Source organism: Pectobacterium versatile, from assembly GCF_020166435.1.
Lineage (GTDB): Bacteria > Pseudomonadota > Gammaproteobacteria > Enterobacterales > Enterobacteriaceae > Pectobacterium > Pectobacterium versatile.
Genome location: NZ_JAINZP010000001.1, coordinates 65,254 through 87,983, shown reverse-complemented (window position 1 = coordinate 87,983; position 22,730 = coordinate 65,254). Strand labels below are relative to the sequence as shown.

The window sequence follows — 22,730 nt, the reverse complement described above, 5'->3', positions numbered from 1 at the left end:
GACGTCTGCGCTAAAAGATATACCCTAAATAATTCGAGTTGCGTGAAGGCGGCAACCGAGCGAATCCTCAGGAGCTTACACAGGTAAGTGACTGGGGTGAGTAAGGGCAGCCAACACACAAGCAGCTTGAAGTATGACGGGTATAAAAAGGACATGACTATGAGTAAAGTTAAACAACAGGATATTGACCGTCTGATCGAACTGGTCGGCGGGCGTGAGAACATCGCGGCGGTCACGCACTGCATTACTCGTCTCCGCTTCGTCTTGCACGACTCATCCAAAGCCCATCCCAAGAACATTGAAGAGCTGCGTATTGTTAAAGGGTGTTTTACGAACGCCGGACAATTTCAGGTCGTGATCGGCACCAACGTGGATGAGTATTACAAAGCGCTGCTCGCCACCACGGGAAAAGGCGAGATTAATAAAGAAGAAGCCAAAGTCGCCGCTCGCCAGAACATGAGTTGGTTTGAACGCAGCATTTCACATTTTGCCGAGATCTTTTTTCCGCTGCTTCCCGCGCTCATCAGCGGGGGCTTGATCCTCGGCGCCCGTAACGTGATTGGCGATATTCCGATGCGCGACGGGCAAACGCTGGTACAGCTCTACCCGACCTGGCAAACCATCTACGATTTCCTCTGGCTGCTGGGCGAAGCCATCTTCTTCTATCTTCCCGTTGCAGTCTGCTGGTCAACCGTACGAAAAATGGGCGGCACGCCCATCCTCGGCATCGTGCTCGGTATCACGCTGGTATCGCCACAGTTAATGAACGCCTATCTTATCGGCCAACAAACGCCTGAAGTGTGGAATTTCGGCTGGTTCACGATCGAGAAGATAGGCTATCAGGCACAGGTCATTCCGTCCGTATTGGCTGGGATGGCGCTGGCCCTGATCGAAACGCGGCTGAAAAAAATTGTGCCAGATTACCTCTATCTGGTGGTCGTGCCCGTAACCTCGCTCATTCTGGCCGTTTTCCTGGCACACACGTTGATTGGTCCCTTTGGTCGTATGATTGGCGATGGCGTCGCCTGGGCCGTTAAGGCGGTGATGACAGGCAGCTTCGCTCCCGTTGGCGCCGCACTGTTTGGGTTCCTGTATGCGCCGCTGGTCATCACGGGCGTGCACCAAACAACGTTAGCGATTGATATGCAGATGATTCAAAGCATGGGCGGCACCCCCGTCTGGCCGCTCATCGCACTGTCCAACATTGCACAGGCGGCTGCCGTCGTCGGGGTGATTCTCGTCAGCCGGAAAACCAACGAACGCGAAATTTCTGTCCCTGCGGCGATTTCCGCCTTTCTTGGCGTGACCGAACCCGCCATGTACGGTATCAACCTCAAATACCGCTTTCCGATGCTGTGCGCCATGATCGGCTCCGCTGCGGCTGCACTCATCTGCGGGCTGTACGGCGTAACGGCAAATGGCATCGGCGTAGGTGGGCTACCGGGTATTCTCTCCATCAAGCCACAGTTTTGGGGAATCTTCGCCCTTGCCACGCTGGTTGCCACCGTCATTCCGATTGTATTGACATCGCTGGTCTATAAACGCAAAACCCGCAATGGCACACTCGATCCTACATAGCGGTGGCATATAATTATTGTCTCATTCAGGCCGTGCTTGCACGGCCCACTGTAATAAAGGAGCGACCTCATGACCATGAACGCCTCGCTTCCCTGGTGGCAAAACGGCGTGATTTATCAAATCTACCCGAAGAGCTTTCAGGACAGTACTGGCAATGGCATTGGCGACATCGCTGGCATCACCGCCCGACTCGATTACCTGCAACAGCTGGGCGTCGATGCGATCTGGCTGACACCAGTTTACCTCTCTCCTCAGGTTGACAACGGCTATGACGTCGCCGACTACTGCGCCATCGATCCAGCCTATGGCACCATGGCCGATATGGAAACGTTGATCGCGGAAGCGCATCAGCGCCGTATCCGTGTCGTGATGGACATGGTGTTCAACCACACCTCTACGCAACACCACTGGTTTCAGAACGCACAGGATCGCCGCAGCCCGTACCGTCATTTTTATATCTGGCGCGATGGTAATGACGGTGCACTGCCCAATAACTGGCGTTCAAAATTTGGTGGGCCAGCCTGGCAGTGGCACGCGGAAAGCAAACAATATTATCTGCACCTTTTTGCCACCGAACAGGCCGATCTGAATTGGGAACACCCACGCGTACGGGATGAATTAAAACAGGTGTGTGAATTTTGGGCGGATAAAGGCGTGGACGGGCTGCGGCTGGACGTCATCAATCTGGTCTCCAAGCAGCAAGACTTCCCATCTGATGCTCAGGGCGATGGACGTCGTTTCTATACCGATGGCCCCCTGATTCATGATTACTTGCAGGAATTCAGTCAGGATGTTTTTCAGCCCCGTGGCTTGATGACCGTCGGTGAGATGTCATCAACCTCGCTGGAGCACTGCCGCCGTTACGCCGCGCTGGACGGCAGCGAATTCTCCATGACGTTCAATTTCCATCATCTGAAAGTCGATTACCCCAATGGGGAAAAATGGACGATGGCGGAACCTGATTTTATCCAGCTCAAGCAGATTTTTAATCACTGGCAGCAGGGGATGCACAATCACGCCTGGAGTGCGTTGTTCTGGTGTAATCACGATCAGCCGCGCATCGTGTCACGCTTTGGTGACGAAGGCGAATTCCGTGTGCAGTCCGCCAAGATGCTGGCGATGGTGCTTCACGGTATGCAGGGCACGCCCTATATCTATCAGGGCGAGGAACTGGGTATGACCAATCCCGGCTATACACAGATTGAACAATACCGCGATATTGAAAGCCTGAATCAATTTGCTGAACAACGCGATCGCGGCCAGCCAGATACACAAACCTTAGCAATCCTCGCCAGCAAGTCACGCGATAATGGCCGTACGCCGATGCAATGGGATACCAGCAAGCATGCTGGATTTACGAGTGGTACGCCGTGGATTGCGCCATGCAAGAATTTCACCCACATCAACGCGGCACAGGCGCTGGCGGATAAAGACTCCGTTTTCTATACCTACCAGCAGCTTATTGCTATGCGTAAAGCGCTTCCGCTGTTGACGTATGGAGACTATCAGGATTTGCTGCCCGATCACCCTAACGTCTGGTGCTATCAGCGTCTCTGGGAGGGACAGCGGCTTCTGGTTCTGGCAAATCTCAGCAAACAGACTCAGCGCTGGCAGCCTCCGATTGATACCCATGACCGCAGCTGGAGACTGTTATTCAGTAATTACTCTGATGCACAGCCTCAGCCCGCCATACTGGCGCTACGCCCGTTTGAAGCTATCTATTGGGTACAAGGAATGCCAGAGAAAGAGGATAAGATTCAGGGCTAGAGGATATCGTGAGATGTAGCGGGTAACCCCGCTACATTGTCAGGTGTTTCACACAATCCATTCGGATGACATGATTTACTCGGAAATCCGCCCTATCCTGCTCATCGTTACTGAGCGATAGAGCGATTTTGACTCAGTGTGGAAGGAACTAGCGCTTAGCCAGCAGCAATCCCAACACCAGACCGACTGTGGCACCAATACCGATACCGTGCCAGGGTTTGTCATGCACATAAACATCGGCTTTGTCAGCCACCTGCTTGGCGCGCGCATAATAGCTGTCAGTCACACCAATGCGGGCTTTGACTTCCAGCAGCGCTTTTTCCGCACCCTTCTTCAAATCAAGGTAGGCTTGGTCTGCCTGATCGCCCGTATGGCGCAATACCTCATCCAGCATTTCAGACAGAAGTTTTAAATCATCATCAACACGAATTTCTTCAGGCTGTTTTTTGGTCGCTGCCATAAAGTGCTCCCTTCTGTTATGAAAAGTCATTAGTTATAAATCGTTGCCTTCTTAACTATAGACAATATTGTGCCGTTCCTACGGCTTCAACAGACCAGATCATTCCTAAAACGTATTTTGCTTCCATAAAAAAACGCAGGGAGCGTTTTTCAACGTCGCTTGCGACGGCCCGAAGGGTGGCGAGCAGGAAGCTCGCCATAAAAAAACGCCGTTGATTCTCATCAACGGCGCTTCATTACTCAAGCAGACTCTCGTCAGCGGTTACATCATTGGCTGCGCCAATTGCACCAGAGAGATAAGCGGCTGCGGATACAAACCAAAGAACAGTACGGCGATGGAGGAGATCAGCACGACCACACCACCCGCAGTTAAAGCCCAGTTGTTTGGCGTATCACGCTGCAACACCTGCGGCGCATTCAGGAACAAACTCACCATCACACGCAGATAGTAGTACAGACCAATGGCACTACCCAGCACGACCGCACCAGTCAGCCACCACAGTTCAGCATTAACACCGACCGCCAGCACATAGAATTTGCCGAAGAAGCCCAGCGTCATCGGGATGCCCGCCAGCGACAGCATCATCACCGTCATCACCGCAGACAGGATTGGTTTATGCCAGAACAAACCACGGTAAGAGAACAGTGAATCGGCATCCGGGCCACGGTACGGGCTAGACATCAGGCTAACCACACCGAACGCGCCCAGGCTGCTGAACAGGTAACCCACCAGATAAACACCGACGGTTTCCAGCGCCAGTTGATGGCTCTGAACCGCGATCAGGGCAACCAGCAAATAGCCCAAGTGTGCGATAGAAGAGTAACCGAGCAGACGTTTAATGTTGGTTTGCGATACCGCCATCACGTTACCGAACAGGATCGACGCGAACGCGATGACACCCAGCACGATTCTGACGGATTCGCTGTCAGCCATCGGCGCGTACAGGAACAAACGCATGACTGCACCGAAAACGGCAATTTTACCAGCCGTCGCCAGAAACGTAGACACCGGTGCAGGCGCACCCTGATACACATCAGGCGTCCACAGCTGGAACGGAACCAGAGACAGCTTGAAGCCCAGACCGACAATCATCATCCCCAGGCCTGCCAGCAACAGCGGCTCATGGATTTGGTGATCGCTTAGGCTCTTGCCGAGGCTGGCGAAGCTCATATCGCCTGATTCAGCATAAATCAGCGCCATACCAAACAGCAGGAAGGAAGACGCGGCTGCCGACAGCAGCATGTATTTAATACTGGCTTCCAGCGAACGTTTCAGGCGGAAGGCATAGCCGACCAGACCAAACAGCGGGAGAGAAAGCAGTTCGATCCCGATGAACAGCGAAGCCAGATGGTTGGCGCTCGACAGCAGAATCCCACCCAACGCGGCAATGAGAACCAGCAGGTAGAACTCATCACGATTGTCTGGGTAGCCTTGCAGCCACGGGTAGGCAAACGTGCTGGTTGCCAGACTGGCAAGCAGAACCAGTCCGGTATAGAACATCGAGAAGCCATCAACACGCAGCAGCGGCGTCACGTCCGTTGGGCCAACCTGGCCGACAAAGTACAGTGACAGCAACGCAATATTCAGGCCGATAACCGTCATGGTTGCGTTGACAAAATGGTTGCGTCGCCACGCAATGCACAGCATCACAACCACTACCGTCAATCCGACGATCAACAGCGGCGATAGCGCAATTAGTTGTTGAAGAGTTATTGTCATGGCGAATTACGGCCTTGTTGTTGAAATAATTGAATCTGGAGCAGACGACATAAACCACTGCTGGATATTTGACATCGCGGCACTGGAGGTATCCAGAATCGGTTGCGGGTAAACCCCTAACAACACCAGTAATACCACCAACAGCATCACGATAGACAATTCGCGGAGCGACATACTCTTCAATGGTTCATCAGATTTAGGCGTACCGTAATAAGCACGCTGAATCATGATCAGTGAGTAGACCGACGCAAATACCAGACCGAAGGTTGAGATCACCGTAATCACCGGCACAACCTGATAGTTGCCGAACAGAATCATGAATTCGCCGACAAAGTTACCTGTGCCCGGCATCCCCAAGGTTGCCACAGCAAAGAACAGAGACAGCGCAGGCAGGAACTTCAGACGCGACCACAGGCCACCCATTTCACGCATGTCACGGGTATGCAGACGTTCGTACAGTTGACCACACAGAATGAACAGACCCGCAGCGGACAAGCCGTGCGCAATCATCTGAATCACCGCGCCCTGATAAGCCAGTTGATTACCGGAATAGATGGCAATCATCACGAAGCCCATATGGGACACAGAGGTGTAAGCAATCAGACGTTTGATATCCGTCTGTTTGAACGCCAGCCAGGCACCGTAGAAGATACCAATCACACCCAGCCACATGGCAATCGGTGCAAAGGCATGGGAGGCGTTCGGAAACAGCGGCAGGCTGAAACGCAGCAGACCATAGGCCGCCGTTTTCAACAGGATCCCTGCCAGGTCAACAGAACCCGCAGTTGGCGCCTGGCTGTGTGCATCTGGCAGCCAACCGTGCAACGGCACGACAGGCATTTTTACAGCAAACGCGATGAAGAAGCCCAGCATCAACAGATATTCAACACCGTATGACATCGGCGTCTTCAGCAGGTCTTCATAGTTGAACGTCCAAACGCCGGTGGCATTGTGATGCACAAAAACCAGCGCCAGAATCGCGATCAACATGATCAGGCCGCTTGACTGGGTATAGATGAAGAACTTGGTTGCCGCCGTAATTCTGGTTTTACCGTCGGAGCCTTTATGCCCCCACAGCGCAATCAGGAAGTACATCGGTACCAGCATCATTTCCCAGAAGAAGAAGAACAGGAACATGTCGATGGCAAGGAACACGCCGATAACGCCGCCCAGAATCCACAGCAGGTTCAGGTGGAAGAAGCCCTGATAGCGCTGAATTTCATTCCAGGAACAGAGGATTGCCAACACGCCCAGCAACCCCGTCAGCACCACCATCAGCAGTGACAGGCCGTCCAGCGCAAGATGAATACCGATGCCGAAGCGCGGGATCCATGGCACATAAAACTCGGATTGCCATTGTGGTACGCCTGTTGGTGCGGTCAGCGAATAACCGCCTTGCAACCACAGTTGCAGAGACAGTGCGAGAGTCAGCCCCATTGCAATCAACGCTATCCAGCGCGGTACTTTCGTACCAAAACGCTCTAACTGCCAGCACAGTAGACCGCCGATAAAGGGGAGAAGAATTAGCCAAGGTAGTAGCATGGCGTTTTGTGTCCCTAAATTAAAGAAATCTGAAAACTTGCCGTGGCGGGCATCCCTATCTGCGGAATGCCCTACCTTTTATACGTTACCGGATACTGCCTTAGACCAGCAGTAACAAGGCCAGCACCAGTACGGCACCAAAGCCCATAGAAGCAACGTACCAGCGCAACTGACCATTCGCACTGAGCGCTAGCCCACGGTTACCCCAGCGGGTGACCGTAGCCGGAAGCGTCATCAATGCATTTAACGGATCACGCTGCAACAGCTTCGCGATAGCCAGATACGGTTTAACAAAGACATGGTCGTACAACCAGTCGAAGCCCCACGCGTGGAACCACCAGGTCGAGAAGAAACGACCTGGAGCACTCTTCGCGATGCTATTCACCGCCTGACGTTTACCCAGCCACAGCACAGCGGCAAGCAGAATACCAGCAATCGCCACCACGCCAGAGGTAATTTCCAGCGTCATCAACTGACCGTGTTCAAGCTCAGTCGTCGCCGGCAATACACCGTGCAACGGCGGAACAATCATCGCACCAATAAAGGTGGACAGAATCATCAGCACAACCAGCGGTAAGTGGTGAGAAATGCCTTTTCCTGCATGCGCTTTGGTTTTCTCTTCACCGTGGAACACGATGAAAATCATACGGAACGTATACAGCGAGGTCATGAAAGCACCGGCCAAGCCAGCCACCATCAGATTGACGTGACCATTTGCCCATGCGCCAGCCAGAATCTCGTCTTTACTGAAGAAGCCTGCGGTAACCAGCGGCAGTGCAGCCAGCGCCGCGCCCCCGACCAGGAAGCAGACATAAACCAGCGGAATCGTTTTACGCAGGCCGCCCATCTTGAAGATGTTCTGCTCGTGGTGGCAGGCCAGAATCACCGAACCAGAAGAGAGGAACAACAGCGCTTTAAAGAACGCGTGCGTCATCAGGTGGAAAATCGCGGCATCCCATGCCTGGACTCCCAGCGCCAGGAACATGTAACCAATCTGGCTCATAGTAGAGTAAGCCAAGACGCGCTTGATGTCGGTTTGTACCAGAGCGGCAAAACCCGCCAGCACCAGCGTGACTGCACCCACAATCCCTACCAGATGCAGAACATCCGGGGCCATCAGGAACAGGCCGTTAGTACGCGCAATCAGGTAAACACCCGCGGTAACCATCGTGGCGGCGTGGATCAGTGCAGATACCGGTGTTGGACCAGCCATCGCATCCGCCAGCCAGGTTTGCAGCGGCAACTGTGCCGATTTACCGACCGCACCACCCAGCAACATCAGCGTAGCCCAAGTGATTTCCGGTGAACCTTCAGCCAGTTTCTGCGGTGCCAATACCATCAGCTCGCGGAAGTTAAGCGTACCCAGCTCTTTGTAAAGGATGAACAGCGCAAAGGCGAGGAAGACGTCACCCACACGCGTAACGATGAAAGCTTTCATCGCCGCCGCGCCGTTCTTCGGATTGGTGTAGTAGAAACCAATCAGCAGGTAACTGCACAGCCCTACCCCTTCCCAACCGAGGTACATCAACAACAGGTTATCTGCCAGTACCAGAACGACCATACTCGCGATGAACAGGTTGGTGTAGGCGAAGAAGCGGGAATATCCCTCTTCCCCACGCATGTACCAGGAGGCAAACAGGTGGATAAAGAAGCCGACACCCGTTACAACGGACAGCATCGTCACCGAAAGGCCATCAAGCGTCAGCGTGACGCTGATGTCGAAGTTGCCGACGGCCATCCATGTCCACAGATGTTGATTAAAGAAGGTCACGCCGCCGTGCTGTTGACCCATGAAATCAGCCACAACCCAAGCGGTAACCAACGCTGCCAGACCAATCGAGCCAACACCGACAGTCGCGGACGTATTTTCAGACCAGCGACCGCGGGAAAATGCCAGCAACAGAAAGCCGAGCAGCGGGAAGAGTATTGTTAAATAGAGTAAGTTCATCCGCGCATCTCACTGACTGTATCAATATTCAGGGTCTGACGACGACGATACATTTGCAGCAACAATGCCAGGCCAATACTGGCCTCAGCCGCTGCCAGCGTAATCGCCAGAATGTACATCACCTGACCATCCGGCTGCTGCCAGTAACTGCCTGCGACGACAAAGGCCAGCGCAGCAGCGTTGATCATAATTTCAAGACTAATCAACATAAACAGCAGGTTACGACGAATCAACAGACCAGTCAGCCCCAGAACAAACAGGATAGCGGCTAAAATTAACCCATGTTGTAACGGAATCATGCGCGTTCCCCCGTTATTTTTTTCTCAACGTCCTGGTTCGCGCCTTCTTTACTGACAACGTCACCACGTTTATCTTCACGACCAATGTGGAAAGCGACAACCAATCCCGCCAGCAGCAGCATTGACGCTAATTCAACGGCCAGAACATAAGGCCCAAACAGACTGATACCTACGGCTTTCGCCTCAACAGGCGTACCCGTGATTCCCTGTTCTTTCAGGCTAAGGATGGCATTGACGACAATCGCCAGTAACGCCAGTGAAAGAATGCTCGGACCGATCCAGACGCTGGGTTTCAGCCAATTCCGCTCTTGTTCTTCTACGGAATTACCGAGGTTGAGCATCATGACCACGAACACAAACAGCACCATGATGGCACCCGCATACACGATGATGCTCAGTGCGCCAGCAAAATTAGCCCCCAGCGAGAAAAAGACGCCCGCAATCGCCATGAGCGAGGTGACCATATACAACAATGCATGCACAGGATTGGTATGCGTAATGACGCGCAGTGTCGCCAGTATCGCAATCAAGCCTGTGGTATAAAAAGCGAATTCCATGCTAGCTCCTTAGGGCAACAGGCCTTTGACATCAATGGGTTTGGCTTCGTTTTCAGCTTCGCCTTTGTCTTTCCCATCGATTGCCATACCAGCCATCCGGTAGAAATTGTATTCCGGATATTTACCCGGCCCCGATATCAGCAAATCTTCTTTCTCGTACACCAGATCCTGACGTTTGTAGTCGCCCATCTCGAAATCAGGCGTCAGTTGGATCGCGGTTGTCGGGCAGGCTTCTTCACAGAAGCCACAGAAGATGCAGCGCGAGAAGTTGACGCGGAAGAACTCGGGATACCAGCGACCATCTTTGGTTTCCGCTTTCTGCAATGAGATACAGCCTACCGGACAGGCCACAGCACACAGGTTGCAGGCAACGCAACGCTCCTCACCATCTGGATCGCGCGTCAGCACGATACGACCACGGTAGCGCGGCGGTGGATTCACAGGCTCTTCTGGATACATTCTGGTTTCGCGCTTCTTAAAAGCATTCGATCCCACCATACAGATACTGCGTATCTGGGTGCCGAAACCAACCACTAACTCTTTCAATGTCATGGTTTATTCACCCCTTCTTAAGCGTTGTACAAAATGACGGCCGCTGTCGCCAGCAGATTCAAAAGCGTTATCGGGAGACAGACTTTCCAACCGAAAGACATCACCTGGTCATAACGCGGACGGGGTAAAGAAGCACGAATCAGGATGAACATCATCATGAAAAAGCCTGTTTTCAGCGCAAACCAGACAAACGGAGGCAAGATTGGACCATGCCAGCCACCGAAGAATAAGGTCACCATCAGCGCGGAAACAGTCACGATCCCGATATATTCCCCGACAAAGAACAGACCGAATTTCATACCGGAGTATTCAATATGGTAACCATCTGCCAGTTCCTGTTCAGCTTCAGGCTGGTCAAACGGGTGACGGTGACACACCGCCACACCTGCAATGGCAAACGTAATAAAGCCGAAGAACTGCGGGATAACGTTCCACAGGTGTTCCTGAGAATCGACGATGTCACGCATGTTGAATGAGCCCGCCTGCGCGACAACCCCCATCAACGACAGGCCAATGAACACTTCGTAGCTCACGGTCTGAGCAGAAGCACGTACCGCACCCAGCAGCGAGTATTTGTTATTACTCGCCCAGCCGGCAAACAGCACCGCGTAAACGGCCAAACCCGCCATCATCAGGAAGAACAGGATACCGATGTTCAGATCGGCGACACCCCAGGTTGGCGTGATCGGCACAATCGCAAAGGCAATCAGCATTGACGTAAACGCGATCATCGGTGCCAGCGTGAAGATCACCTTATCGGTGAAATTCGGCACCCAGTCTTCTTTGAAGAACATTTTGATCATGTCAGCGACAAGCTGCAATGAACCGCCCCAACCTACTCGGTTCGGTCCATAACGTCCCTGGAAGAGGCCGAGCAGTCGACGTTCACCCATACTCATGAATGCGCCACAGGTCACCACAACCAGCAGAATCACGATCGCTTTTCCGACGGAGATCAGAATTTCGATTAATTCCGGTGTTAACCAACTCATTGTGCGGCCTCCCGCAGATTTTCAACGGTTGCACCCGCCAGCACCGGCGCAATACCCGGTAAGCCCAGCGGTAAACCAACCTGTCCCTGACTCAATGCCGCACTTAAGCGCAGTGGCAGACGTAGCGTTTGCCCTGCACAGGTCAACTCCAGCAACGTACCGGCGTTCACGCCCAGCGTTGCCGCATCAACCGGGTTCACCATCACATAAGGCTCTGGCATACGCTGCTGAATCACGTCAGAACGCTGTGACATTTCATCACTACCAAACAGGTGATAATACGGCGCAACGCGCCATTGACCCGCTTGTGGGACGAAAGCCGCAGGAATGTTGTCGAAATACGCCAGTGAACCTTCGCCAGCTTCGATCATACGCACACCGGGATCGCCATGAAGCAAATGTCCACCCACTTCGTCCTGGAATTTGTTCCAGGCTTGCGGTGAGTTCCAACCTGGCGCCCAGGCAAACGGAATCTGCTGACGATTGGCTGTCGGGCTGTTATTCCCTTCCATTGAGAAGGCAAACATGGTGTCTTTATCGACGGGCTGACGCGGTTCATGCACGCTGATATTGGCACGCATCGCCGTACGACCGCTGGAGCGAATCGGTGAACGTGACAGTTTCTGACCACGAATACGGAACGAAGCGTCCGGTGCGGCATCTTTGATTGCAGCTAGTTGCGGCAGAGCAGCAACACACGCATCAATCACGTTATCCAACTGCGTCCAGTCAACCTGACGGCTGTTATAGGTGATATACAGCGAGTGCAGCCAGCGCCAGCTTTCCAGCATCACAATCTTGTCGTTGTAGTACGTTGGGTCATAAACCTGGAAGAAACGCTGAGCGCGGCCTTCCTGATTCACCAACGTACCGTCGCTTTCAGCAAAGCTGGCGGCAGACAGAATGATGCTGGCCTTATCCATGATGCGAGTACGCTGATGGTCAACCACAATCAGGTTCTCAGCTTTTTCCAGCGCCGCGTCAACGCGAGCGATTGGAGCATGACGGTAGAGATCGTTCTCCAGAACCACCACGCTGTCAGCGTCACCGTTTTCCAACTGCGCCAGCGCATCATCCAACGAACCGCCACCCATGATTGACAACCCGATGCTGTTAGCAGCAGGTGCAACAAAGGTAATACCGACGTCAGAACCGCGATTCTTCAGCGCTTTGGCAACGTTTGCCGCAGCGGAGATCACTTCCTCGCTACCTGAATTGGTGCCGGAGATGATAAGTGGTTTTTTCGCACCAGCCAGCGCCTGTACGATGATATCGACTTTCTGATCGAGGCCCGCAGCCAGATCGGTAACTGCCGGTGCGCTGCTATCCAGACCGTGTGCAATAGCGAAACCAAGACGTGCCTGATCGGCAACTGGCGCACGGTAGTTCCATGCAGCGATGTCGTCCAGACGGGTGTTGTCGACGTTGGTGACAAACAGCGGGTGCTTGGCATGCTGACCAATGTTCATGATCGCCGCAATCTGCCAGTCAGCCACTTTCTGCGCTGCCGCCATTTCACGGGCTTTGCCTTTAACGGCCTGACGAACGGCCAGTGCGATACGTGCACCGGTCTGCGTCAAGTCTTCACCCAGAATCAGAACCGCATCGTAGCCTTCGATCTCACGCAGCGCTGGCGTTCTCACACCGCTTTCGCGCAGCACTTTCAGGATCAGTTGCAGGCGATTTTGTTCTTCCTGCGCGATACCCGTGTAGAAGTTTTCTGCACCCACCAGCTCACGCAAGGCGAAGTTGCTTTCAACGCTGGCACGCGGAGAACCGATACCGATCGTTTTCTTCGCCTGACGCAGCACATCCGCCGCACCTTGCAATGCCTGATCGGCATTCAGCGCGATCCAGTCATTACCGCGACGTTGCAACGGCTGATTCGGACGATCTTTCTGGTTGACATAGCCGTAACCAAAACGGCCGCGGTCACACAGGAAATAGTGGTTTACGCTACCGTTGAAACGGTTTTCGATACGACGCAGTTCGCCGTAGCGTTCACCGGGGCTGGTATTACAGCCGATGCTGCACTGTTGGCAGACGCTCGGTGCAAACTGCATATCCCATTTACGGTTGTAGCGCTCAGAGTGCGTTTTATCGGTGAAGACACCGGTCGGACACACTTCAACCAGGTTACCGGAGAACTCGCTTTCCAGCGTGCCATCTTCCGGACGACCGAAGTAGACGTTGTCATGTGCACCGTAAACGCCGAGATCTTTACCATCCGCATAATCTTTGTAGTAACGTACGCAGCGATAGCACGCGATACAGCGGTTCATCTCATGAGAAATGAACGGCCCGAGATCCTGATTGCGGTGGGTACGCTTGGTAAAGCGATAGCGACGGAAGTTCTGCCCCGTCATAACCGTCATATCCTGCAAATGACAGTTACCGCCTTCCTCGCACACCGGACAATCGTGCGGGTGGTTGGTCATCAGAAACTCAACTATCGTCTTACGGAATAGTTTCGCTTCTTCATCTTCAATCGCGATGAACGTTCCTTCGGTTGCTGGTGTCATACAAGACATCACCAGACGACCGCGGGTGTCTTCCGCGTTTTGGTACTGTTTTACCGCACAGAGGCGGCAGGATCCGACGCTCCCGAGCGCGGGGTGCCAGCAAAAGTAAGGAATATCAAGTCCCAGAGTCAGGCAAGCTTCCAGAAGGTTGTCTGCTCCGTTTACTTCATACTCTTTGCCGTCTACATGAATAGTAGCCATAGTCAGCATGCTTCCATAATGGCCCGTGTTACCACGAGCGCTAATCAAAAATTCTGTATACCCTCATCTTTCAAGTCGCAAATGCGTTGGCTACCTGCGCCTTGAAATCTATTGGGTTTATGAGGGTGGCTTATTTGCGCCACCCTGCGGATACATTCACTGCATCTCGCACGTGTTGAGCGATAGCTTACCAGCGCTCTTTCAACAGGTTAGGCTGGATACCGCCAATCGCCTTGAGGTTGCCTAAATACTGTTTAGAGATACCCGCTTCGAATTCTTCCCGGAAATACTTGATGGCACTTTGCAGCGGCTCGACCGCACCCGGCGCATGCGCACAGAAGGTGTTGCCCGGCCCGAGGAAACGGCAAAGCTGCTCCAGCGTTTCGATATCGCCAAGCTGGCCTTCGCCCTTCTCCAGCGCACGCAGAATCTTCACGCTCCACGGCAGACCATCGCGGCACGGCGTACACCAGCCACAGGACTCACGGGAGAAGAATTCTTCGAGATTGCGCGTCAGCGAGACCATATTGATTTCGTGATCGACGGCCATCGCCAGCGCGGTCCCCATACGGCTACCAGCTTTCGCAATGTGCTCAAAATCCATCGGCAGATCGAGATGGCTTTCCGTCAGGAAATCCGTACCTGCACCACCCGGTTGCCAGGCTTTCAGCTTCAGACCATCGCGCATACCGCCCGCGTAGTCTTCCAGAATTTCACGCGCAGTCGTACCGAACGGCAGTTCCCACAGGCCCGGGTTCTTGACGCGGCCGGAGAAACCCATCAGTTTCGTGCCTGCATCTTTACTTTTACCCGCAGACAACCCCTGATACCACGCTGCGCCGTGCTCGATAATGGCTGGCACGTTACACAGCGTTTCCACGTTGTTGACGCAGGTCGGTTTGCCCCAAACACCCGCAGACGCCGGGAATGGCGGCTTGGAACGTGGGTTGGCACGACGGCCTTCCAGTGAGTTAATCAATGCGGTTTCTTCACCGCAGATGTAACGCCCAGCGCCCGTATGCACGAACAGTTCGAAATCGAACCCGCTACCCAGAATATTTTTGCCCAACAGGCCAGCCGCTTTCGCTTCTTCGATTGCGCGACGTAGGTGAACAGCCGCTTCGATGTATTCACCGCGCAGGAAGATGTAGCCACGGTAGGCTTTCAGCGCAAAGGCGCTGATCAGCATACCTTCAACCAGCAGATGAGGCTCTTGCTCCATCAGCAGGCGGTCTTTATAAGTGCCAGGCTCCATTTCATCCGCGTTACACAGTAGGTAGCGGATGTTCATGCTCTCGTCTTTCGGCATCAGGCTCCACTTCAAGCCTGTCGAAAAGCCCGCGCCGCCACGCCCTTTCAGGCCAGCGTCTTTAACCAGTGAGACCACTTCATCCTGTGCCATGCCGGTTAACGCTTTTTGCGCGGCGACATAGCCGTTTTTGCTGCGATATTCATCCAGCCATACTGGCTGTTTGTCTGCACGTAAACGCCAGGTCAGAGGATGCTGCTCAGCAGTCAGAACAATGTCTTTACTCATTGATACTGCTCCAATAACGATTCAATTCCTTCCGGCGTCACATGGCTGTGGGTATCATCGTCAATCATCATTGACGGCCCCTTATCACAGTTCCCCAGGCAGCAGGTCGGCAACAGCGTGAAACGTCCATCGAACGTTGTCTGTCCCGGTTTGATGCTGAGCTTACGCTCAAGCGCGGCCTGAACGCCCTGATAGCCATTGATGTGGCACACGACGCTGTCGCAATAGCGAATAATGTGGCGTCCAACAGGCTGGCGATAAATCTGGCTGTAGAACGTTGCCACGCCTTCCACGTCACTGGCGGGGATACCCAGCAGATCGGCAATCGCGTGGATAGCGCCATCCGGCACCCAGCCACGTTCTTTTTGCACAATTTTCAGTGCTTCGATTGACGCCGCGCGTGCATCTTCGTAGTGATGTTTTTCGTGCTCAATGGCGTCACGTTCGGCGTCACTCAATACAAAAGCATTGTCTTTTGTCAGCGAATCGGCAGCAGGTTGTCCCAGTGCGTCAATATGATCGTGATTGTTGTGATCATGCATAATTAGCGGTCCACATCTGACATTACGAAATCAATACTGCCGAGGTAAACGATCAGGTCGGATACCAGACATCCGCGAATTACAGAAGGAATCTGTTGCAGATGCGCATAGCTCGGCGTGCGAATACGGGTACGGTAGCTCATCGTGCCGCCGTCACTGGTCAGGTAATAGCTGTTAATGCCCTTCGTTGCCTCAACCATCTGGAATGATTCATTGGCAGGCATAACCGGTCCCCAGGAAACCTGAAGGAAGTGGTTAATCAGCGTATCGATATGCTGCAACGTGCGCTCTTTTGGCGGCGGCGTCGTCAGCGGGTGATCCGCTTTGAACGGGCCTTCCGGCATGTTCTTGAGGCACTGATCCAGAATACGTAAGCTCTGACGCAGCTCTTCAACTTTCAGCATAACACGGCTATAGCAATCGCTGATGCCGTCGCCTACTGGCACTTCAAAGTCAAAGTTTTCATAGCCGGAATATGGACGCCATTTACGCACGTCAAAACCGATACCAGTAGCACGCAGACCTGCACCCGTTACGCCCCATTCCAATGCTTCTTTCGCATTGTAGGCAGCAACGCCCTGAGTACGGCCTTTCAGAATGGTGTTCTGCAATGCAGATTTGACATAGGTGTCCAAACGAGCCGGCATCCAGTCAAGGAATTCACGCAGCAGACGTTCCCAGCCGCGTGGTAGATCGTGCGCCACACCGCCAATACGGAACCACGCTGGGTGCATACGGAAACCGGTAATCGCTTCAACCAAATCGTAAATTTTCTGGCGGTCAGTAAACGCAAAGAACACCGGTGTCATCGCACCGACGTCCTGAATATAGGTACTGATATACAGCAGATGGCTATTAATACGGAACAGCTCAGACAGCATTACGCGAATCGTCTTGACGCGATCCGGCACCTCAATGCCAGCCAGTTTTTCCACTGCCAGCACGTACGGCATTTCGTTAACGCAGCCGCCGAGGTATTCAATACGGTCGGTATAAGGGATGTAGCTGTGCCAGGACTGGCGCTCGCCCATTTTCTCCGCACCGCGATGGTGGTAACCCACATCAGGCACGCAGTCGACGATTTCTTCGCCATCCAATTGCAGGATAATACGGAAGGCACCGTGTGAAGAGGGGTGGTTCGGACCGAGGTTGAGGAACATGAAGTCCTCATTTTCAGTACCGCGCTTCATACCCCACTCTTCCGGTTTGAACGTCAGCGATTCCATTTCCAAATCTTCTTTCTGCTTGGTCAGCTCGAAAGGATCGAATTCGGTCGCACGCGCCGGATAATCTTTACGCAATGGATGCCCTTCCCACGTCTGCGGCATCATGATGCGCGTCAGGTGCGGGTGACCATCAAAGGTCATACCGAACATCTCCCAAGTTTCCCGCTCATACCAGTTGGCATTCGGGAACAGCTTGGTCACGGTCGGCAAATGCATATCATTTTCAGCCAACGCGACTTTCAGCATGATGTCGCGGTTACGCTCGATGGAAATGAGGTGATAAAAGACGGAGTAGTCGGCGGCAGGTAAACCCTCACGATGGGTGCGCAGGCGCTCATCCATACCGTGCAGGTCAAACAGCATGACATAAGGCTTCGGCTGTTTTTTCAGGAATGCGACAACATCCAGTAATTGCTCACGTTTGACCCACACAACAGGGATACCTGTGCGGGTTGCCTGTACAGTAAATGCATCTGGTCCAAAACGGTTACACAGTTCGCCAACGACCGGATCGTTAAGATGATCGCGGGTTTGCCAGCCTGGCTGAGCGAGATCGTGTGTCGTTAAATCTGTCATAAATATGTCACCACATTAAATGTGCTATTTCTGTAGCTGATAATGACCGCACACTATTATCGGGGTATTACACGGCCACCGGGTTTATCATCTACAGGTCAAATCTCATCAGGCGAACGCAGGTTGGTCACAGCGATTCGCTCGCCGCGTTTGCGCTCACGCTCAGATTGCATGTTGGCGCGGTAAACGCCCTGTTCACCCACCACCCATGACAGAGGGCGGCGTTCTTTACCGATGGATTCTTTCAGCAGCAACAGCGCTTGCATGTAGGCTTCAGGACGCGGAGGGCAGCCCGGAATATACACATCAACAGGCAGGAATTTATCTACGCCTTGAACGACGGAATAAATATCGTACATACCGCCGGAGTTAGCACATGCGCCCATGGAGATAACCCATTTAGGCTCAAGCATTTGCTCATACAGACGCTGAATAACAGGGGCCATTTTGGTAAAACAGGTTCCCGCTACCACCATGAAGTCGGCCTGACGTGGCGATGCACGTAGAACCTCAGCACCAAAACGCGCAACGTCATGAACAGCAGTAAATGACGTCACCATTTCTACGTAGCAACAAGACAAGCCAAAGTTATACGGCCACAGGGAGTTCTGACGTCCCCAGTTCACCGTATCGTGTAATGCATGTTCCAGTTTGCCCATGTAGACACTGCGGTGAACATGTTGCTCCAGAGGGTCGGAAACGATCTCCTGACGTTGCAGGGGATAACGGTCATTCTCACCGTCCGGCTCTATGCGGGTGAGCGTATAGTCCATCTTAAAATGCCTCGCTGTTACTGCGGATGATTGTTGGTAGTGTTGATGATGTCTGATTTAACGACTTGTCTCTTGGAACGTACTGGAGTCCAGTCAAGTGCCCCAACGCGAACCAGGTAAATCAAACCAGCCAACAGCACCAAAATGAAAATGGTTGCTTCAATGAAGCCAATCCAGCCGCTTTCTTTGATAGACACAGCCCAAGCGTAGAGATAGAGGGCTTCAACGTCGAAGATAACGAAGAACATAGCGACAAGATAAAATTTAGCAGACAGGCGTAACCGCGCTGAACCTACGGAATCGATACCAGATTCATAAGGTACGTTTTTGGCTCTGCCTTTTGCTCTTCCACCCAGCAAAAAACCACCGGTCAGCATGAAGACGCAAAGGCCTACGGCAATGATTAGGAATAGCCCAAATGCCCAATGATGGGCGAGGATTTCAGTAGTTGTTGACATTCTCTTTGCTTACTCATCAAAAGTAGCGGGTAACATCCCTGCTCTGTTATCGGCAGTTATTAATGCGCCACATCGATTAAAAGGAAGGATAATAACCACAAAAAAGCACGGAAACGTATCAGGTAAGCCTTGCTTGGTATGGTTGAGCCCCTAAATTTGTAACCTTTTTTCAACCTTACTAAAAATACCAGTACATTACTTTACATGCACGCTGTTTTGTTAACATTTTGTGTTCTCACTCGTCGCTAAAACGAGTCAGTACTTTCGTCGATTAACCCGCATACAGCGACACAGAAAGCAAGTTCACCGCGCCACTATACCATTTTCACAGAAAATGCCTGTTCCCCCATGGGGTTATTAGGGGTATTTTTTGATCCAGCACACATTTTTACCAATTTAGTTAGTAAAAAAATCAAGGTGATGCTGGATAAGGTTTGACGCCATTTTCCACAACATTATTTTAAAAAAATAGAACCGACGTTTTATAAAACGGAAAGGGTTATTAATCTCGCCACGCCTAGCCTATTGATGTGAAATGGAAAACGCAAATTGGGATCGGAGTAAAAAATCAGGCCAAGAAGGCGCTACCGATGTGGGTTTAACAGGTTAGTCATAAATCATCATCATTCGGGGGGCATCCCTACCCTCCCCGAATGATACTGAACTACCCATTACGATTAGATCGCGTTCTTCAGCGACGGATCGGAAGACAGTTTTCCATTCGCGCTGTTTGCTAACAGGCTGACAGGCGTAATGTGAGAGGGCTTCCCTGATTCAACCACATTGAAAATTGCCGTCGCCAGTTCGTTCTCCTGGTTAGGATTCTGGCAGAGGAAATAGCGTGTTTCAGGCAATCTCGGCAACCCTTCCTCCTCGCCGAGCACTCGCAGTTCTGGGCTCATCATTTCTACTGAACGCACTGTGATGCCCATTCCAGCCTTCACCGCAGCTCGCACAGCAGACAGCGTTGAAGCCACATAAGCAATTCTCCAGGGGATCCCTGCAGCCGTCAGCTGCTGCGTAGCCAGCGTACGGAAAGGGCTCGGTTCATCCAGAACAACCAGAGGTACGGGTTCTTGCGCTCGGAACTGATAATCCGCGGCGCAGTACCATAGCGTCGGAGAACTACGCAATAACACATGAGGAAACACCACACCGTTCATTGTAGTAATGACCAGATCTATTTTTCCCTCATTCAGCATTTCCATCATTTCGGCGCTACGTTTTACGCTAACGTTGACGGAAAGTTTAGGAAATACGGATGTCACCCGATGTAGAATATAAGGAAGGATGGTATCTGCAGTATCATCAGACGCTCCAATGGTCAGCGTACCTTGAATATCGCTGTACATTAATGAAATACAGGCTTCATCATTGAATTGTAATATTTTTCTGGCATAACCCAGAAACTGAATACCATGTTCAGTCAGCAACTTATTACGCCCGTGCCGAGCAAAAAGCTCCTTTCCGATGAGTTGCTCCAGCCGCTGCATCTGCTGGCTGACAGCCGATTGAGTTCGATTAACTGCGGCCGCCGCAGCTGCAAACGTATTTAAATCTGCAACGGCAACAAACGTCCTCAGTAAATCAAGATCGAGATTAAGTACTGGTCGATTTGCACTGGTCATACGATTTTTCACTTATCTATTTTAATTTTAACAAAATATTCCTGGTGTTTTATTACATGTACAGGTAATGACCGATACATTTAAAGACACTATCGCAGACGCACGATAAGGGCAAAAAATACTTATATTTCGTTACCACTATCGCCTTTCCATTGGTAAGACATCATGTAATTAAATGGCTCACCAGCCTTAATCCTTAATTCAATAACAACGGCACCTTCCCTTTATTTCACCTTGCGAAATAAATACGCTCCACACTTAAATAAACGAGATCTCCCTGTCACCCTATTTTGGCGCTAAAAAAGTGCGGCATGAACAGTCGTCCGCCCCCCTACCATATCGCACCATCCAACGAGTACACAACCATATAGTGCAGATGCGCAATCATTTGCAGCGAAAGCGATAATCATTCTTCAAAAGGTACTATAGGAGGAGTACATTAAGCAGGTTATGCTATTCCGTCTGGGAATATGCGCTCTCTGCAAAAAGGTTCGTACTATTTATGTCTCCGATTGAAAAATCCAAGAAGCTGGAGAACGTATGCTATGACATCCGTGGCCCAGTCTTAAAGGAAGCCAAGCGGCTTGAAGAAGAAGGTAATAAAGTCCTTAAACTGAATATTGGCAACCCTGCCCCTTTCGGCTTCGAGGCACCGGACGAAATTCTGGTCGATGTCATCCGTAATCTGCCAACGGCACAGGGCTACTGTGATTCCAAAGGCCTCTATTCCGCCCGTAAGGCCATCGTTCAGCACTATCAGGCGCGGGATATGCGCGATATGACGGTCGAAGACGTCTATATTGGTAACGGTGTTTCCGAACTCATCGTGCAATCCATGCAGGCGCTGCTTAATCCGGGTGATGAAATGCTGGTCCCTGCGCCGGATTACCCGCTTTGGACCGCAGCAGTTTCCCTGTCTAACGGCAATGCCGTTCACTATCTCTGCGATGAATCCTCCGATTGGTTCCCCGATCTGGATGATATCCGTAAAAAGATCACGTCCAATACTCGCGGTATTGTGATCATCAACCCGAACAACCCAACGGGTGCGGTCTACAGCAAAGAGCTGCTGCTGGATATCGTGGCGATTGCACGCGAACATAACCTGATCATTTTCGCCGACGAAATTTACGACAAAATTCTGTATGACGACGCGCAGCATCATTCTATTGCCGCTCTCGCGCCGGATCTGCTGACGGTCACGTTCAACGGACTTTCCAAGACCTACCGCGTAGCGGGTTTCCGTCAAGGCTGGATGGTACTGAACGGCCCGAAAAAGCACGCCAAAGGGTACATTGAAGGGCTAGAAATGCTGGCTTCCATGCGTTTGTGTGCCAACGTGCCAATGCAGCATGCGATTCAAACCGCGCTAGGTGGCTATCAGAGCATCAGTGAATTTATTCAGCCCGGCGGACGCCTGTACGAGCAACGCAACCGTTCCTGGGAACTGATCAATCAGATCCCCGGTGTATCGTGCGTAAAACCACGCGGCGCGCTGTATATGTTCCCACGCATTGATGCTAAGCGCTTTAATATCCACGACGACCAAAAACTGGTGCTGGATCTCCTGTTGCAGGAGAAAGTGTTACTGGTTCAGGGAACTGCATTTAACTGGCCTTACCCAGACCATGTACGCATTGTCACGCTGCCGCGTATTGATGAACTGGACATGGCAATCCACAAGTTAGGTCGTTTTCTGGGTCACTACCACCAATAGCCCAACAGTCATCGTGCCTATCCTCGCCGGGCAATCACCGCTCGGCGAATACCTCACCTCCGTTTGCATAATCTCTGGCAAGTGCCCACAATAGAAGCCCACGATATTGCTATTTCACCGCGCTGTTGTCTGAGAG

At 52.2% G+C, this 22,730-nt stretch carries 18 protein-coding genes; 3 read left to right on the top strand and 15 right to left on the bottom strand.

What is annotated here, in order from left to right; translation table 11 throughout:
* Positions 1-159: 159 nt before the first annotated feature.
* Together treB and treC are read left to right on the top strand one after the other, a co-directional pair.
* Positions 160-1,578: a PTS trehalose transporter subunit IIBC gene (gene treB / locus K7X24_RS00390; protein ID WP_224552223.1), complete on the top strand. Its 1,419-nt coding sequence runs from the start codon at positions 160-162 to the stop codon at positions 1,576-1,578.
* Positions 1,579-1,653: 75 nt separating this feature from the next.
* Positions 1,654-3,345: an alpha,alpha-phosphotrehalase gene (gene treC, locus K7X24_RS00385; protein WP_224552812.1), complete on the top strand. Its 1,692-nt coding sequence runs from the start codon at positions 1,654-1,656 to the stop codon at positions 3,343-3,345.
* A 148-nt stretch (positions 3,346-3,493) separates the two neighbouring features.
* On the opposite strand, the gene elaB is transcribed toward treC, so the two are convergent.
* From elaB to lrhA, 15 genes are all read right to left on the bottom strand, one after another.
* A complete protein-coding gene (gene elaB / locus K7X24_RS00380) occupies positions 3,494-3,805 on the bottom strand; it encodes a stress response protein ElaB (protein WP_224552222.1) in 312 nt (103 codons plus the stop codon).
* 261 nt (positions 3,806-4,066) lie between these two features.
* Positions 4,067-5,524, bottom strand: coding sequence for an NADH-quinone oxidoreductase subunit NuoN (gene nuoN, locus K7X24_RS00375; RefSeq protein WP_010295367.1), 1,458 nt, complete (start codon positions 5,522-5,524; stop codon positions 4,067-4,069).
* A 6-nt stretch (positions 5,525-5,530) separates the two neighbouring features.
* The gene (gene nuoM / locus K7X24_RS00370) at positions 5,531-7,066 is read right to left on the bottom strand and encodes an NADH-quinone oxidoreductase subunit M (protein ID WP_224552220.1); all 1,536 of its coding nucleotides are present in this window, start codon (positions 7,064-7,066) and stop codon (positions 5,531-5,533) included.
* A gap of 100 nt (positions 7,067-7,166) precedes the next feature.
* Positions 7,167-9,014 carry an NADH-quinone oxidoreductase subunit L gene (gene nuoL / locus K7X24_RS00365; RefSeq protein ID WP_103941011.1) on the bottom strand — a complete coding sequence of 616 codons (1,848 nt, stop codon included), beginning with the start codon at positions 9,012-9,014 and terminating at the stop codon, positions 7,167-7,169.
* Positions 9,011-9,313 (bottom strand): NADH-quinone oxidoreductase subunit NuoK, encoded by a 303-nt coding sequence (gene nuoK, locus K7X24_RS00360; RefSeq protein ID WP_005969835.1) that lies wholly within the window; start codon positions 9,311-9,313, stop codon positions 9,011-9,013. The genes nuoL and nuoK overlap by 4 nt, the downstream gene beginning before the upstream one ends.
* Positions 9,310-9,870, bottom strand: a complete 561-nt coding sequence (nuoJ, locus tag K7X24_RS00355) for an NADH-quinone oxidoreductase subunit J (RefSeq protein WP_039491528.1) — start codon at positions 9,868-9,870, stop codon at positions 9,310-9,312. Before nuoJ ends, nuoK begins: the two co-directional genes overlap by 4 nt.
* 9 nt (positions 9,871-9,879) lie before the next feature.
* The gene (gene nuoI / locus K7X24_RS00350) at positions 9,880-10,422 is read right to left on the bottom strand and encodes an NADH-quinone oxidoreductase subunit NuoI (RefSeq protein ID WP_010278884.1); all 543 of its coding nucleotides are present in this window, start codon (positions 10,420-10,422) and stop codon (positions 9,880-9,882) included.
* Between the two features lie 17 nt (positions 10,423-10,439).
* On the bottom strand, positions 10,440-11,414 hold the full coding sequence (nuoH, locus tag K7X24_RS00345; protein WP_010278889.1) for an NADH-quinone oxidoreductase subunit NuoH: 975 nt from the start codon (positions 11,412-11,414) through the stop codon (positions 10,440-10,442).
* A complete protein-coding gene (gene nuoG, locus K7X24_RS00340) occupies positions 11,411-14,137 on the bottom strand; it encodes an NADH-quinone oxidoreductase subunit NuoG (RefSeq protein ID WP_224552218.1) in 2,727 nt (908 codons plus the stop codon). Before nuoG ends, nuoH begins: the two co-directional genes overlap by 4 nt.
* Positions 14,138-14,324: 187 nt before the next feature.
* Positions 14,325-15,674 carry an NADH-quinone oxidoreductase subunit NuoF gene (gene nuoF, locus K7X24_RS00335; protein WP_224552216.1) on the bottom strand — a complete coding sequence of 450 codons (1,350 nt, stop codon included), beginning with the start codon at positions 15,672-15,674 and terminating at the stop codon, positions 14,325-14,327.
* Positions 15,671-16,216 (bottom strand): NADH-quinone oxidoreductase subunit NuoE, encoded by a 546-nt coding sequence (gene nuoE / locus K7X24_RS00330; RefSeq protein ID WP_103862163.1) that lies wholly within the window; start codon positions 16,214-16,216, stop codon positions 15,671-15,673. Before nuoE ends, nuoF begins: the two co-directional genes overlap by 4 nt.
* 2 nt (positions 16,217-16,218) lie before the next feature.
* Positions 16,219-18,018, bottom strand: a complete 1,800-nt coding sequence (nuoC, locus tag K7X24_RS00325) for an NADH-quinone oxidoreductase subunit C/D (RefSeq protein WP_039484051.1) — start codon at positions 18,016-18,018, stop codon at positions 16,219-16,221.
* 98 nt (positions 18,019-18,116) lie between these two features.
* Positions 18,117-18,791: a NuoB/complex I 20 kDa subunit family protein gene (locus K7X24_RS00320; RefSeq protein WP_005969846.1), complete on the bottom strand. Its 675-nt coding sequence runs from the start codon at positions 18,789-18,791 to the stop codon at positions 18,117-18,119.
* Positions 18,792-18,808: 17 nt separating this feature from the next.
* Positions 18,809-19,249: an NADH-quinone oxidoreductase subunit A gene (locus K7X24_RS00315; protein ID WP_010278904.1), complete on the bottom strand. Its 441-nt coding sequence runs from the start codon at positions 19,247-19,249 to the stop codon at positions 18,809-18,811.
* Positions 19,250-19,926: 677 nt separating this feature from the next.
* Positions 19,927-20,877, bottom strand: coding sequence for a transcriptional regulator LrhA (gene lrhA, locus K7X24_RS00310; RefSeq protein WP_224552214.1), 951 nt, complete (start codon positions 20,875-20,877; stop codon positions 19,927-19,929).
* 502 nt (positions 20,878-21,379) lie between these two features.
* On the opposite strand from lrhA, the gene K7X24_RS00305 reads away from it, so the two are divergent.
* Complete coding sequence (locus tag K7X24_RS00305; protein WP_039484049.1) at positions 21,380-22,594, top strand: pyridoxal phosphate-dependent aminotransferase; 1,215 nt, start codon at positions 21,380-21,382, stop codon at positions 22,592-22,594.
* The last annotated feature ends 136 nt before the right edge of the window (positions 22,595-22,730 follow it).